The organism is Paenibacillus sp. JNUCC 34, from assembly GCF_058269055.1.
Genome location: NZ_CM177770.1, coordinates 343,423 through 358,859, shown reverse-complemented (window position 1 = coordinate 358,859; position 15,437 = coordinate 343,423). Strand labels below are relative to the sequence as shown.

Genomic DNA, 15,437 nt, shown 5'->3' with positions numbered 1-15,437 from the left:
GCTCCCCCCTCCCTCCTTCTCTTCCCGTGTTCCTTGGACTTCACAGCGACGACCCTGCACTTAACCGGAAGGGTGAAATGGTAAATGGACATGTCTTAAAGCTCTTCTAGTTTCTTTTTCCCCGACCGTGGTAATAATGGATGACAGTTAGATGAGAACCGAATATACACATTTTGCAAGGAGGAGGCTTTAATAAAATGAATGAACAGGTTCGGATGGGGCAAGGGCTTCCACAATACCCGGAATCCTTTTGGAGAGCGACAACAGATCTTCCTTCTTTTCCACGGCTGGCAGAGGATATTGAGACCGATGTGGCTGTCGTGGGTGCTGGTATCACCGGCATTACTACCGCTTATTTGTTAGCAAAGGCAGGGAAAAAGGTAGTTTTACTCGATGCCGGACGGATTCTGGACGGAACCACCGGCTTTACGACCGCTAAAGTAACAGCACAACACGGTCTGATCTATCATGAGTTGATTCAGCATTTTGGCGAGGAAAAGGCGCGGCTCTATTATGATGCCAGCCATAAAGCGATGAATTTTATCGGGAATAAGATCAAGAAATGGGACGTCGACTGTGGCTGGGAGCAGGAAGATGCCTACATTTACACTACTTTGGATGAGCAAAATATGCGACCAAAGCTGGAGGATGAGTTCAAGGCATATGAGAAGCTGAGGATTCCCGGAGAATGGCTGGAATCCATACCGCTACCTATGCCGGTACGCGGAGCGATTAAGATGCCTGACCAGCACCGATTCCACCCGCTAGCTTATTTGAAGCGTATGGTTGAGGAATTCCTCCGCATGGGCGGAGTGATCTACGAGAACACCACTATTGGGGAAAAGGCGGAAACCGAAGGCCCGATTACGATCAAAACCCAGCGGGGAAATCACAGCATTACATGTCAGTTTGCCGTGTCCGCATCGCATTTTCCTTTCTATGACGGGAAAGGGTTCTATTTCACAAGACTGCATGTGGAACGTTCCTATGTCATTGCTGTAAAACCGGAAACAGCTTACCCGGGCGGCATGTACATCAATGTTGATAATCCCACCCGGTCTCTGCGGTCCGTATCTTATAACGGTGAAGAGCTGGTTCTTGTCGGCGGAGAGAATCATCCAACTGGCAAAAGCGAATGCACACACAGGCATTACGAGAATTTGGAGAAATTCGCCGGTGAGCTGCTCGGTCCCCACCGTATTCCTTTCCGCTGGTCGACACAGGATCTGATTACCTTGGACAAGCTGCCTTACATCGGACCAATCACCTCGAGCAAGGACCGAATTTTGGTGGCGACCGGCTACCGGAAATGGGGCATGACGAACGGCACGGCCGCTGCACTGATCATTACGGATCAGATTCTGGGCAAGGATAATCCTTACACGGAGCTGTATACACCTTCCCGATTCAATGCGGACCCGGCGCTGAAAACATTTATTGTACAAAACGCCGGAGTCGCCAAAGAGTTTATTTCCGGCAAAGTAGATATGACCAACAGCAAGATCGAAGAGCTTCAGACAGGTGAAGGCGCTGTCGTCCGTCATAACGGCCAGCGAGCCGGAGCTTACAAGGACGAGCAGGGAAATCTGTATCTGGTCGATACAACTTGTACGCACTTGGGCTGTGAAACTGAGTGGAATGAAGGCGAGCGGTCCTGGGACTGTCCTTGCCACGGCTCCCGGTATAGCTATGACGGTGAAGTGTTGGAAGGTCCGGCTATTGACCCGCTCAAAAAGCTGGATCCCTACGAATAATCAAACCAAAAAGGCAAGCTCAAAAGGACGCCTCCGTCCGCATGAGCCTGCCTTTTTATAATTTAACCAGATCCAATAAGATCTCTATATCAACAAGTAGAAACGACTTTGCTTCCTTGTAAGTGCATGTTCAAAAAGGTCGGTTTTCAGCACCGAGAAGGTTGGATGAAGCTAGGGACTGAGGAGCGGAGCGTACGTTTTGGGTACGTGAGCACCGGAAGGACCGGCTGAATTCAAGATTCGATGCCGAGCCCACTTCCTGATTCACTTCGTGATCAAAAGCGGACTTTTTGAACAACCTCTTTAAGTCTCTAATGTGCGAAAAAAATAAGCTGAATCAGGAACAGCACCGCGAATACATACACGAACGGATGCACATCACGAAACTTCCGCTTGGCGATTTTCATGACCGGATAGGAGATGAAACCGAGAGCAATACCATTAGCGATACTGGATGTCAGCGGCATGCTGATAATGACCAGAAAGGCAGGAAACGCCTCTTCAAAGTCGTTCCACTCAATATCCGAAACGCTGCGGATCATCATGCAGCCGACGATAATCAAGCTTGGTGCCGTAATAGCCGCAACCCCTGACAACGAGCCGATCAACGGGCTGAAAAAAGCCGCTGCGATAAACAGCACAACTACGGTGATACCCGTAAGGCCTGTCTTACCGCCTGCTCCGACACCTGCCGCGGATTCCACCGTAGCTGCAGTCGGGCTTGTCCCGAACATGGAGCCAACAATGGTACCGACAGAGTCCGCCGCAAAGGCGCTTCCGGCACGGTCCAGCTTGCCGTCTTTCAGCAGGCCCGCCTGCTTCAGAATAGCGAGCATGGCGCCTGTCGTATCAAATAACATAACGAGCAGGAACGAGAACACCACACTGTATAGCCCGTACTCAATAACATCGCCGATCGAAGTGATCGGGTTATACACGAGAATGCCCTCGGGCAGTTTCGGCATAGAAATAAAACCCTGATCAAAATGCAGCTGACCGGTTAGCCAGGCGATAATTCCGGTAATGATCATTCCGAGAAACAGCGCACCTTTAAAATTCAGGGCAAGAAGCGCAATCGTTACGGCGATTCCGACCAATGTCAAAGCTACGCCAGGCTCCGTAAAATCGCCGAGTGTGACCAGATTGGTCTCATGGTCTGCAATAATACCGGACAAACGCATACCGATGAAAGCAATAAACAGCCCGATCCCCGCTGCAATCGCATGCTTCAGGTTTTCAGGAATCGCTTGAATCAGCTTCGTACGAAGCGAGGTTAAAGAGATTAGTAGAAAAATAATCCCCGAAATAAATACGGCCGAGAAACCTACCATATAAGGGATATCATGTCCGCCGATAACAGAGTACGTAAAGTAAGCGTTCAGCCCCATGGCCGGCGCAATTACAATCGGATAATTCGCAAACAGCGCCATGAACAGGGTGCCGATGACAGCTGCAGCAATCGTTGCTGTAAAACTTTGATCAAAAGGTACTCCGGCGTCCTTCAGGATCATCGGATTAACGATGATGATATAAGCCACGGTCAAAAAGACCGTAAGCCCCGCCAGCACCTCGGTTTTTATCGTCGTGTTGCGTTCTTTCAACTTGAACATGGTAACATCCCTTCATGCTGTGATTTTTCCATTGTAGAGCACAAACGATAAATCACACAACGACTTATTTTCCCGCAAAAATTATAAATCTACTCAGCTTCGTGTCTAGGTCCTCCCTGGCAATTGAAATATCTGCCATTTGGAATTAGATTATATAAAGACTCATAACTAATTCCGAAACGAAGGTGAAACCTATGAATTATAAAATGATCAAAATTCTCATTCTATTTATTCCAACACTTACGATCGGCGTATGGGAGTTTGTCCGCCATGAATATTTGCTTCCCTACATTTCAATGGAACTCGGGAACTGGCTCGCGCCGATACTCGTATTTCTCGTTAGCATTACTCTCCTACTTAAGCTGTTCGGCAAGATGGAAGAGCTCCAACAACAGCTGCTGAAAGAGCAAGCCGCTAAAACTGTTTTGCAAGAACGTGAGACTATAGCTCAGGAGCTGCATGACGGAATCGCCCAATCTCTGTTTCTTTTATCCGTCAAAGTTGACCGCATTAAAAATGCCGATAATACTGAAAATCCTAACTTATACACCAGTCTGCGGATGACGACACAGCAGATTAATGAATACGTAAGACAAGCCATTAGCAGCCTTCGTCAGCCGCCGCAGAGCGAAACTCTTGTCTGGCAGAGTTCCATACAGCATTTAGCCGAGAAGTTTGAAGATGAGAGCGGCCAGCGCGTACGCCTGGATTGGAACATTCGGGATGAGGATCTATCGACCAAGGAAAAGGTTGAACTATACTCTTCCATCCGCGAAGGTCTTCAAAATATACGAAAGCATGCCGATGCAGAGCTCATTTCCATCGAAGGAACACAAGTACCCGGCGGATGGAAGGTGCTAATTACGGACGACGGAAAAGGTTTTACCGGACAGCCTATAGAATATCCCGAACGCTTCGGCTTGAAAATTATGAAAGAACGAGCTGAAAGGCTGGGATGGCTTATGAAATTAACCCGAGAAGGTCAACAGACTATTTTATCCATTGAAAAAAGAGAGGATGACGCTTATGCAGCCCATTCGAATTCTGATCGCGGATGATCATAAACACGCAAGACAAGGCATACGGGAAATTCTTGAGATGGACTCGGCGTTTGAAATCGTTGCAGAAGCTTGGAATGGAGAGGAGGCTCTCCTGTATACGGAAAAATATATGCCTAACATGATCCTTATGGACATTAATATGCCGGGCATGAACGGACTGGAAGCAACCCGGCAGATCAAAGGGAATTACCCTTATGTCAAAATCATTATCGTCACGGTCTCAGATGACATCACTGATCTGTTCGAAGCTATAAAAAAAGGTGCCCAAGGGTACCTGCTCAAAAATTTAAATCCAGAAGCCTGGCTGGAGTATTTAAAGGCAATCGCTCTCGATGAGGCCCCCCTGTCGCGCGAGCTTGCCGTCCAATTGCTTAAGGAATTCTCCACCAAGCCGGTAGCAGCATCGGAGCATTCTCCACTGACGACCCGGGAGCAAGAGATATTGGAGCAGGTTGCCAAAGGAAAAACAAACCGGGAAATATCTGAGGACCTCATCATTTCAGAGCATACGGTCAAGAACCATCTGAAAAATATTATGCAAAAGCTTCATCTCGATAACCGTGTTCAGTTGACACGCTATGCCTACGATCAGGGCTGGGTCAAATGACTCTTTCGAGTCATACCCATGAATAGCGCATTTCTTTAGGATAGATAGGGAACAGCCGGAAACGGAAGGGGGAAATTGATGCATGCCATAAATCTTAAACGTACGGCATTCTGTGTATTTCTGCTGCTGGTTCTCATCACGGCCATCCTTCCCTTGTCCGGTACCACCAGGGCCGAGGAAGAAGTCATTGCCTTGCAGCCGCTGATCGACAGAACACCGCGAGGGGAAGTGCTAGAGTTGGGATCAAGCACTTACAGTGGGCCCGCAACGATCGATAAGCCGCTCACAATAAAGATGGAAAATGGCAAAATTGTGAACGAAAGTGAACAGCCTGCGCTGATCCTGGAATCCGGTGGTATTACACTGGACGGCCTGAGCGTTGACCATCTTTATCGAAATGCTGCTGTTCCGGCTGTCCTTGTCGGTTCATCTGACAATAGACTGCAGTCTCTTAAGGTAAAGACGCTTGGTGGCGGCATCCATCTGCGAGGGGCGCATAACAATGTGCTGACGAACAATATTATCGTTGGAGGGGAAATGCGCAGCCGGAATCCAGCAACGGTCCTAAGGGGAAATGGAATCGACCTATTCGAGTCCGATGACAATACCATTAGGGGAAATACGATTGATCTCATGCAGGACGGTATTTATGTGGAGTCAGGCAAGTCATTAATCGTGCAGGAAAATAAGGTATCCCGTTCACGCTACGGCTTTCATTTCATGTTCACAGAAGATCTGTTCTTGGGCAGCAACAATGGCTCAATGAACGTGACCGGAGCGATGGTGATGGGTGTCAGCAACGCGAACATACGGGACAACCATTTCGAGAAGCAGAACAGCAATGTCCACTCTCAAGGGCTTCTGCTATATGACGTGAACCAATCCATCATCGAAGGAAATGAAGTGCAGGGGAACCGTGTCGGCCTGTTCATCCAGCAATCTCGGGACAATAAGCTGACCCATAATCAAGTGACGGGCAATTTCATCGGACTGCAAATGCTGGACTCGAACGACAACCGGCTGAGCGCTAATACATTTCTGTCCAATGTCGTTCCTGCCCAATCTATGAACAGTCCGGACAATAATGTGGACGGAAATTACTGGGACGATGCCCAGGTTCTCGACCTGACAGGGTCAGGATTCAGCGATCTCCCGTACGAGATCAATCCTTTTTTTCTAAAAGTGACCGGATCCATACCCGCATTTCAGCTATTGTTTCATTCACCGGGCTTGCCGTTTCTCGAACAGCTGTTTCACACCGAAACGGAAGACTGGTTGAAAGACATGTCTCCGCTGCTGAAGCCAGCAGAGATTCCAGCAGGAGACGGGAACGCTGCTAACTACAATATTGCAACGCTCTCTGTCCTGCTGCTGGCCATAAGTTTATATTCAATTTACCGGTATGGGGGAAGTAAACCATGAAAAAAATGCTCATTATGATTACGCTATGCTTAACCGTAGCTATTTCTGCAGGCTGCGGCAAGAAAGAATACAAGGCCGCGGACATTGACGAAAATGTGGATAAGTGCGAAGTTTGCCAAATGCAGGTCGGGGACAATGAGTACGCTGTCCAAATCCAGCTTAAAGACAAAAAGACATTGAAGTTTGACGACCTGGGCGATCTGTTTGTCTGGAAGCAAAAAAATGGAACCGAGCAAATCGGGGCCCAGTTTGTAAGAGATTATTCTACAAAAACATGGATCCTGCTGGAAAATGCCACTTATGTATATGATAAGAACATCCGAACTCCAATGGCTTATGGGGTCATTTCCTTTACGGAAAAAGCCGATGCTGAAAAGTTTGTTAGTGAACAAGGCAGTGGACAGATCATGACCAGCGAAGATCTTGACGGGCACAAATGGGAGTCTGACAAAGAAATGCTGAAAGAAATGCATGGCGGCCACAGCGGGGACATGAACCATGACGGTGAAGCTCATGAGGATCAGGAGCATGAGGGACATGACGATAGCCAGGAACACAAGGAACATAAATAAGCCTATATGCACTCCATAAGAGTAATCGCCCTCCGGGAAATAAAGCTTGGCTTTCGCAACCCCTGGTCTTATTCCTTCATGGTCCTGTTCGCCCTGTTCAGTCTGGCACTCCTGGCCATACAGTCCCAGCAGGGAACCGTAGATTATTCCGGAACGACCGGCGCGATGATCAACCTGATTCTTTACCTGCTTCCACTCATGACGCTGCTGCTCGGTTCCTTCTCTGTTACGGCGGAAAAAGAAGAAGGCGGTTGGCAGCTGCTGTCGACGTATCCCCTGAGCTCATCTGTCTATTTGATGGGCAAGTTCATGGGAATGACGTATGTTCTGCTCATCATCATATTTATTGGATTCGGCTTATCTGGGATCGTCAGCTCGCTGTTTACCCATTCCTATACATGGAAATCGTTTATGCTGTTTCTCATGTTCTCTGTGATGCTTGTCCTTCTGTTTCTCGGCGTGGCTATGTTTATTGGGACCCTATGCAAAAACCGCTGGCAAGCGTTAACCTACAGTGTCGCTATCTGGTTCTTCTTCGTCCTGGGCTGGCCAACCCTGCTCATTGCCGTGCTTGGCCTAGTTCCATACACGCTGATCAAACCGCTGCTCCTTCTGCTGGAGTTCTTAAACCCAGCAGAGATTTCTCGGCTCTTTCTAGTCATAAAGCTGGGCGGCGGTTCAGTCCTTGGGCCGGAATATTATAAATGGGTTAAATGGATGTATCAGCCTGAGGGAACCGTCACTTTTTTGTTCGTGTGTATTATGTGGATAGCCGTTATGTTCTCGGCCGCTATATTTATGCTTGAGAGGGGGAGAAGACATGTCTGACAAGGTGCTTCAGCTCGAAGAGGTGACCAAAACAATCAAGAAACAGACCATTGTCCATCCTATCAGCTTCTCACTTGAGCCCGGCGATGTGCTCGCCCTATGCGGAGGTAACGGTGCCGGGAAAAGTACCGTTCTTCGAATGATAACCGGCATCGTCAAGCCCACTACAGGAACCATCCGGGTTAACGGGTTGCAGTGGGCTAAAGACCGGAAAACCTATGCGGACAGCATCGGTTATATGCCGGATGATTTTCAGTTTGGGGATGCCCTAACTGCTCAGGAGACAATGCAATTCTACGCCTCGTTAAGAAGAGCACCCAAAGAGCGGGTCACGGAACTGCTTCAGAAGACCGGACTTGAGGAGGTTCGGCATAAGAAAGTGTCGGCCTACTCCAAAGGAATGCGTCAACGGCTGCTGTTTGCGCAGGCCATGCTGGCCAAGCCCCCTTTGCTCATTCTGGATGAGCCCACCAACGGGCTAGACCCGTACTGGATGGAGTCCTTCTCTGCTCTTGTACGACAAAGCGCGAAGGAAGGACAGACCATCGTGTTCTCCACCCACCAGTTAAATGTTGCAGAACAGACGGCTGATCAGGTCATCTTTCTAGATGCCGGCCAGATCCGGTATTCCGGAAGTGCAGACCAGCTGAAGCAGAAATACCGGAATGCCGGCGGCTTATATGGAGCTTTCTCAGATCTGGTCACATATTGATTTCAAACGAACTTCTTCATCAATATATGTTCCATGAAACACTGGCATCGAATTTTGCAAAATGGTGAAACAAAAAAACCACCCTACGGTGGTTTTTTTTCGTGTTAGGTTAGCCCGCTTCTTGTGTACCGCTGAACTGGCTGTTGTACAGATCCGAATATAGCCGATTTAGACGCCAGATAACTGGCGGGGCAATGGAACATATCATTTCGCATGCCCCTCTATTTCTTCGTCTCTGACGAGTTCAACTTGATTTCAGTCTCACTCATATATTGGTATACCTTCGTTAACAGTCGGGCTAGCTCATCGCTATCCTCTTCTCCCATATGTGCGACCAGGCCTCTAAAGTTCACCTTGAACGCCTCATGCGCCTGACGGACGATTTCCTCTCCTTCACCCGTCAGTTTGACACGGACCGCGCGTCTGTCCTTCTCATCCATGACACGCTCTACGAGACCCTTTCCCTCTAATCCGTTGATAAATTGGGTGATCGTCGGTGAAGTTACCCGCATGTAATTGCTGATCTCGGACACTTTGAGGCCCTGCCCACCCTCAGACCGTGCCTCGAAACCTTGCCCCGCATCAGACTTTTCCTTATATTTCAACGTCATCAGAACCTTGATCTCACCGGATGTATATCCAGAAATCGATATTTGGTCCCAATTCTTCTTGCGGAACAGACTGAAGCTACGCATAAGCCTTCCTGCTGCGTCACTGCCGAAAGCTTCCTCCTCTTGGTTGGAATCCCCTTCGCAGGCGAAGCCGCAAGCTTGCCGTTTATCTTTCTCTGACATGACGCACCTCTCTTTCGACATAAATGGATAATCTGCCTGTTAAGATAACTTAACGATCAATCATAATCATAACCGTCATTCGAGAAAGAGTATACGCCTGCTCTTCTATCCCGCCGGGATTTAGAAGAATGGGGCCGCCCATGCTCTTTCTGTCGCTTCGAAGCGCTGTTCTCTTTCTTCGCGAGATATGCAAGCTCTTTTTCCGTTTTCTTATAATTGGTAAAGCGCCCCGGGTCCAGCGTTCCATCACCCAGCGCTTGCTGGACGGCACAGCCGGCTTCCGATTCATGGCGACAGTCATGGAAACGGCACTGTCCGGCAAGCTCTTCAATGTCCGAAAACGCCTCCCCCCAGCCACCTGCCGAGTCCCACAGCTGAAGCTCCCGCATCCCCGGTGTGTCCACCATAATGGCTCCCCCTGGCAAGAGGAAAAGCTCCCGATGCGTCGTAGTATGCCTGCCTCTGGCATCCTCTTCCCGAATACTTTGAACACGCTGGATCTCCTCGCCGGAAAGCCAGTTGAGCAGTGTGGATTTACCCGCGCCGGAGGAACCGGTAATCGCAACCGTATGTCCAGGTATGAGGTACGGTAAAATATTTTCTTTCCCCTGATCCAGCACGGAGCTTACCGCGTGTACAGGTACGCCCGGCGCTGAAGAAACAACCTGTGATACATATTCATCGGGATCATCGCACAGGTCTGCCTTTGTTAACAGCACCACAGGCTGTGATCCGCTTTCCCATACCGCGATTAGATAGCGTTCAATTTTTCGAACGTTAAAATCCTGATTCAGCGCGCTGACAATAAATACGGTGTCCGTATTTGCGGCAATAACTTGTTCATCTGGCACACTCCCGGCTTCTTTACGAGTCATGGCCGTGGCCCGGGGAAGAAGCTTGTGAATGACCGCTCTCGGCTCTCCCTGTAGAGGTTCTACGAGTATCCAGTCCCCAACGGCAGGGAAATCACTACGGCTTAATGCTTCGTATTCATATTTCCCTGTAACTGTGGCAGTTTTCTCTCCTGTCTCCGTTATAATACGATACTGCTTAGAGTATTGAGCTGTAACCCGGCCGGGAACAAGCGGCTTATTAGGGTCTTGCATATTGTCCATAAGTGATTGCCAATGTTGATTCCATCCATACTTCATTAATTCTACTTTTTCACGATTCAAGCCGATAACCCCTTTATCCAATTGGTATAGTTAAACGCAAGAAGAAACGCCCTCAGTGTCCTTTTTTAAGGGCTGCGGCGTTTCTTCGAGAAATAAAAAAACCGCAGAATTGTTCTGCGGTTTACTTTCCATCAGGCAGCAGCCCACTTCATCACTCACACGAAACACGAATGTTAAAGAGGACCCCCCTTAGAAATGAAAAAACCGCAAGAAACCGTGTAAGGTCTCCTGCGGCCCGTCATCAGAATTCATGCATTCACCATCGCAAGGCACGAATTAAACGACTATCTTTCCCCGTCCGTAGAGACCAACGTCAACGTGTGCATACGCTTCATCGAGTTTTTCATTAACATCAGCCTCCTTTTCTCAAAAGTATATCCGTATTATAGATCCCGTATCCTCATGTGTCAACATTTACCACTTAGAAACAAATATTATATCCTTCTGTAATACCGCCACTCCTCCGGCAGAAGAGCATGGTACTGACGATTCTGAAAACGGTCGTCAACCAATACGAGCGTTCCCCGGTCCTGTTCGGAGCGGATCAGCCTACCCCCGGCCTGCAATACCTTGTTCATGCCGGGATACACATAAGCATAGTCGTAGCCGTTTTTCTCATTACGGTCGAAATACTCCTTGATAATATCATTCTCGAAGGACAGCTGTGGCAGACCGACGCCAACAACAACGACGCTAGCCAGCCGATCCCCCTTCAGGTCAATCCCCTCCGAGAAAATACCGCCCATCACAGCGAAGCCGATCAACGGCACTTCAGCATCTGCTTGAAAGGAGTCCAGGAAAGATTCCCGCTCATCCTCCCGCATCGCGTGACCCTGGAGCAGCGTCCGCGCCCCTGGGTTTAACACCGTAAAGCCATCATACACAGCCTGCATGTACGGATACGAAGGCAGAAATACCAGCGTATTGACCGGTTTCTCCTTCACCAGCTTATCCAGCATATTGACGATAGCGTCCTTATTGCGATCCCTATCTTTGTAGCGGGTAGAAATAGGCATCAGCCGGACATCAAGCTGTTCATGAGAGAACGGTGACGGAATGGAGAGACTGTAGTCCTCTTCCTCTGCTCCGAGCATATCCCTGTAATACATTAGCGGGGTTAAGGTTGCTGAGAATAGCACCGTGCTGCGGTAGTTCTTCCCGGCCTGTTGAAGCAAAAATGAGGGGTCAAGGCAGAACAGCTTGAGGAACACCTCATTGCCGTCCATTTCTGCATAAGTTACAAACCGATCGTCATATAACTTGGAGATTCGTAAATAAGACTGGGCGGCAAAATAACACTCCAACAGCTGCTCCACCTCTTCCCCGCCTTTTCCGGTCATCAGCTCGGCTTCGGCATGCAGGACAAAGTCCTCCAACAGCTCATCCATCATCTCTGGCTGATGCGATCCCACAATACGTTCTTCTTCGTTGCTGACCTTGCGGAACACAATAAAGCGGTTGTTTACCGTCTTAGCCGCTTGATAAAGTCCCGGATTAATCTCCTTAAAGGTTCGCTGAATGTCCAGAAACATAGATTTTCTGAGTTCTGCCGAGAACATCCCACGCGCCCGGTCCACCAAATTGTGAGCTTCATCCACCAGAAGTACGCTCCGCTTCTTAACCTCCTCTGGCATCCGTTTGAACGAAACGCGCGGGTCAAACACGTAATTATAGTCACAGATGACGGCGTCTGCTGCATAAGCGGCATCCAGCGAGAATTCGAATGGACAGACCTGGTGCTTGCGTGCGTAAGCCTCAATGACCGGACGCGTAATCGATGTCTCGTGCTGCAATAGGTCAAGTATTGCCCCGTTGATGCGGTCATAATAGCCCTCGGAAAAAACACAGGATTCTTGTCCACATCCTTCCTCCGTGCCAAAGCAAATCTTGTCTTTCGCCGTTAGTGTCACAGTGTGCATATGCAGTCCCCCGGACTGCATGAGCGCTACAGCTTCCTCTGCTGCCGTCCGGGTAATCGTTTTGGCGGTGAGATAAAAGATCCGCTGTACGGTTCCTTCCCCCATTGCCTTAATAGATGGGAATAGTGTGGAAATCGTCTTGCCGATACCGGTCGGAGCCTTGGCGAACAAACGCCGGCCTTCACCGATGCTCTTATATACGGCGCCCATCAGCTTGCGCTGGCCTGTCCGGTAAGCGGGAAATGGAAACGCGAGATCACGTATACTCGCGTTCCTCCGCTCGGCATGCTCACGCAGAAGGGTAGCGTAAGGTGCATAAGCCTCCACTACCTCCAGCGCAAAACGCTCCAGCTCTTCAATGCCGAAAGTACGCTTGAACCTTTTTATATTCCCGGCCGGTATTTGAAAATACGTCAGCTGAACGGCCATTTCCTCGTCACCTTGCTGCTTGGCATACATGTAAGCATACATTTTTGCCTGAGCCCAGTGAACCGGATAAGAATCCTCTCCGATGTCATCAAGGTTACCGGAGGTGGACTTGATCTCGTCAATCATGACCGGTCCCTCTCCCACAATAAGGCCATCACAGCGCCCTTCTACAGCAAATATCAGATCCTCGTAAGGAATTTCGGCTTCCAGATGGACCTCTTTCTGATCCTGTTCTCCGTATTCACGCTGGATCTGCTGATGTGCCCTCGTTCCCTCGGTCAGCGTTGTCGCCGTCCGAAAGCCGGAAGTAATGCTTCCGCTGCGAAAGACATACTCTACCAGCGGCCTTACGGATATTTGAATGGTATGAGGCATATGCGGTCTCCTTTTGAACACAATCTTCTGGTCCGTATTATACCAAACATCCGTTCCTGAGGTGCAAAATGCAAATAAAACGGGCACATTTCATGGCATGTTTGTTCACCATGAAATGTGCCCGCTACTTATACTTGCTGTTACGGCGCTTTTATCTCCATATCGTCCAGGCTTTTAAACTCGTAGCCCTGTTTCCGGGCTTCATCAATAATACGGCCGAGCGCCTCCGCATTGTCGCGGGAGATGGAATGGAGCAGCATAACGGCACCAGGGTGGAGCTGCCCTGTCACTTTCTCATAAGCATACTGGGAGCCGCGCTGGGCGTTTACGTCCCAATCTTTGTAAGCGAGCGACCAGAACACATTTGTATAACCCAGCTCCTTGCTCACGGCCAGAGAGCGCTCGTTAAAAATTCCGCGCGGCGTCCGGAGGTATTTCATCTCTTTTTGCCCAGTCACCGTGGCAACCTCGGTCTTCACCCGATTGAGCTCCTCCGTCAGCTTTTCCGGTGAAATCGTGGACACGTCCGGATGGCTCCAGGAATGGTTACCGATAATATGTCCCTCCGCTGTCATTCGTTTCAGAAGTTCTGTCTGCGTCTTAACATAATGGCCGGTTACAAAAAAGGTTGCGGGTACCTTTTTGGCTTTCAACGTATCCAGAATTCCCGCGGTAAATCCATTTTCATACCCGTTATCAAACGTCATGTACAATTCTTTCTTGCTGGAATCTCCCATAAAGACAGCGCCATGCTTCTTAAGAAGCTCTTTAAAGCCCTCCTGATCAATAGACGGAAGCTTACCGTTCACACTTCGCTTAAAGCCGAAATGGAAAGGCCCGCTGCCCGATGCGAAAGCCGAGAGCGAAAACGTCAACAGTAGTGCACAACATAGCGTAATTATAGACGTCACTCGAAAAACGCAACGTTTATTCATGCTTTTGTACTCTCCTTCTCCATGGTATAGTCAGTCGCCCACCGTCACTTGTCATGACAGGGCTATTACTGCATACTATCCCACGAACAGGGGAAACTTATGTGCCCGATCAGGATACAGTGACTATGGAGCCCTTGCGATGGCTCTCTATGGCATACTCGATCATGGAAATCGTGTCACGTGCATCCTCGGGCTTCACTGGCACCTCAGATCCTTCCAAAATCGCTTCAGCAAGTCCCTGATAGAATGCCTGATATCTTCCTGGCAGAGTCTCGATTTCACCTTGAACAGCTAATCCACTGAGTTCCGTTGCCAGCTCACCGTACTGATCTGGCTGGTCTTCTCCCCACCCACTATCACCAGGGTGCATTCCCTGCTTCAGCTGCGCTTCCTGCGGATCCTGTCCATACTTCAGGAAACTGCCCTTGTCCCCATGCAGCTCAAACCGCGGTCCTGCCTGCCGTACGAGAGAGCCTGAATGCAAAATGACACGGTACTTCTCATATCCGAATACAAGATGAAAATAGTCTGTGACTTCCGATCCCTCGCGTTCAGCACGTATATCAGCCCATACGGTCTTCGGCTTACCGAACAGGAATAAAGCTTGGTCGATCAGATGAGAGCCCAAATTGTACAACTCTCCTGCTCCAGGCCCTTGCTGTTCTTTCCACCGCTGCTGAACCAGCGGACGGTATCTGTTGTGATGCACTTGATACACGGAAAGATTACCCAAGGCTCCGGTTTCCAGCAAGTTGCGCACCGTGAGAAAATCATTATCCCAGCGGCGATTATGGTACACCGTCAGCAGAACTCCTTTTTCCCGTGCAAGACGGATCAGGGTGTCCGCTTCCTCTGAAGTGACTGTGAATGGTTTCTCCACAACCACATGCTTTCCGGCTTCGATTGCCTTTTGAGCGTATTCAAAATGGGTCGCATTCGGGCTGGCTACCACCACAACTGCAATTTCTTCATCCTGCAGCAACTCATCCACATGACTAACTACCTTGGTGCGGGGAAGATCATTCTTCACTTTATCTGGATTGGAGGATACGACGCTCCGGATTTGATAGTCCGGTATACTCGTAAGAAGAGGAGCGTGAAAAGTAGAGCCGGATAATCCATAACCAATAATACCCACTTGTATTGTCATCTTTCGACCACCACTTTCTTATTTATGTAATATACTTTACTGTCAATAGGCTTCTTAGAATATATATATTAGCACTTCAACTTCGCTCTCAGCA

The 15,437-nt window shown here is 49.1% G+C and carries 13 protein-coding genes; 7 read left to right on the top strand and 6 right to left on the bottom strand.

The features are described from left to right. The first annotated feature begins 197 nt into the window (after nt 1–197). Nucleotides 198–1,754 carry an FAD-dependent oxidoreductase gene (locus AC2TF5_RS01600; protein WP_491300552.1) on the top strand — a complete coding sequence of 519 codons (1,557 nt, stop codon included), beginning with the start codon at nt 198–200 and terminating at the stop codon, nt 1,752–1,754. A 311-nt stretch (nt 1,755–2,065) separates the two neighbouring features. On the opposite strand, the gene AC2TF5_RS01595 is transcribed toward AC2TF5_RS01600, so the two are convergent. Continuing rightward, the gene (locus AC2TF5_RS01595; RefSeq protein ID WP_491300551.1) at nt 2,066–3,364 is read right to left on the bottom strand and encodes an NCS2 family permease; all 1,299 of its coding nucleotides are present in this window, start codon (nt 3,362–3,364) and stop codon (nt 2,066–2,068) included. A gap of 194 nt (nt 3,365–3,558) precedes the next feature. On the opposite strand from AC2TF5_RS01595, the gene AC2TF5_RS01590 reads away from it, so the two are divergent. The 6 genes from AC2TF5_RS01590 (at nt 3,559) to ccmA (ending at nt 8,566) form a co-directional block, all read left to right on the top strand. Next, the gene (locus tag AC2TF5_RS01590) at nt 3,559–4,422 is read left to right on the top strand and encodes a sensor histidine kinase (protein ID WP_491300550.1); all 864 of its coding nucleotides are present in this window, start codon (nt 3,559–3,561) and stop codon (nt 4,420–4,422) included. Next, complete coding sequence (locus AC2TF5_RS01585; RefSeq protein ID WP_491300549.1) at nt 4,391–5,032, top strand: response regulator; 642 nt, start codon at nt 4,391–4,393, stop codon at nt 5,030–5,032. Before AC2TF5_RS01590 ends, AC2TF5_RS01585 begins: the two co-directional genes overlap by 32 nt. A 78-nt stretch (nt 5,033–5,110) precedes the next feature. Beyond that, nucleotides 5,111–6,454, top strand: coding sequence for a right-handed parallel beta-helix repeat-containing protein (locus AC2TF5_RS01580; protein WP_491300548.1), 1,344 nt, complete (start codon nt 5,111–5,113; stop codon nt 6,452–6,454). Beyond that, nucleotides 6,451–7,026 (top strand): nitrous oxide reductase accessory protein NosL, encoded by a 576-nt coding sequence (locus AC2TF5_RS01575; RefSeq protein WP_491300547.1) that lies wholly within the window; start codon nt 6,451–6,453, stop codon nt 7,024–7,026. The genes AC2TF5_RS01580 and AC2TF5_RS01575 overlap by 4 nt, the downstream gene beginning before the upstream one ends. Nucleotides 7,027–7,032: 6 nt before the next feature. After that, the gene (locus AC2TF5_RS01570) at nt 7,033–7,854 is read left to right on the top strand and encodes an ABC transporter permease (protein WP_491300546.1); all 822 of its coding nucleotides are present in this window, start codon (nt 7,033–7,035) and stop codon (nt 7,852–7,854) included. Then, nucleotides 7,847–8,566: a heme ABC exporter ATP-binding protein CcmA gene (gene ccmA, locus AC2TF5_RS01565; RefSeq protein WP_491300545.1), complete on the top strand. Its 720-nt coding sequence runs from the start codon at nt 7,847–7,849 to the stop codon at nt 8,564–8,566. Before AC2TF5_RS01570 ends, ccmA begins: the two co-directional genes overlap by 8 nt. Nucleotides 8,567–8,787: 221 nt before the next feature. Here ccmA and AC2TF5_RS01560 read toward each other — a convergent pair whose 3' ends face one another. From AC2TF5_RS01560 to AC2TF5_RS01540, 5 genes are all read right to left on the bottom strand, one after another. Then, entirely contained in the window at nt 8,788–9,360 is a 573-nt protein-coding gene (locus AC2TF5_RS01560; RefSeq protein WP_491300544.1) for a MarR family winged helix-turn-helix transcriptional regulator, read from the bottom strand. Between the two features lie 56 nt (nt 9,361–9,416). Next, on the bottom strand, nt 9,417–10,511 hold the full coding sequence (gene rsgA, locus AC2TF5_RS01555) for a ribosome small subunit-dependent GTPase A (RefSeq protein ID WP_491302778.1): 1,095 nt from the start codon (nt 10,509–10,511) through the stop codon (nt 9,417–9,419). 458 nt (nt 10,512–10,969) lie between these two features. After that, nucleotides 10,970–13,258: an ATP-dependent DNA helicase gene (locus AC2TF5_RS01550; RefSeq protein WP_491300543.1), complete on the bottom strand. Its 2,289-nt coding sequence runs from the start codon at nt 13,256–13,258 to the stop codon at nt 10,970–10,972. 140 nt (nt 13,259–13,398) lie between these two features. Further along, nucleotides 13,399–14,193 (bottom strand): delta-lactam-biosynthetic de-N-acetylase, encoded by a 795-nt coding sequence (gene pdaA, locus AC2TF5_RS01545; RefSeq protein ID WP_491300542.1) that lies wholly within the window; start codon nt 14,191–14,193, stop codon nt 13,399–13,401. A 109-nt stretch (nt 14,194–14,302) separates the two neighbouring features. Next, the gene (locus tag AC2TF5_RS01540; RefSeq protein ID WP_491300541.1) at nt 14,303–15,343 is read right to left on the bottom strand and encodes an oxidoreductase; all 1,041 of its coding nucleotides are present in this window, start codon (nt 15,341–15,343) and stop codon (nt 14,303–14,305) included. Nucleotides 15,344–15,437 lie beyond the last annotated feature (94 nt).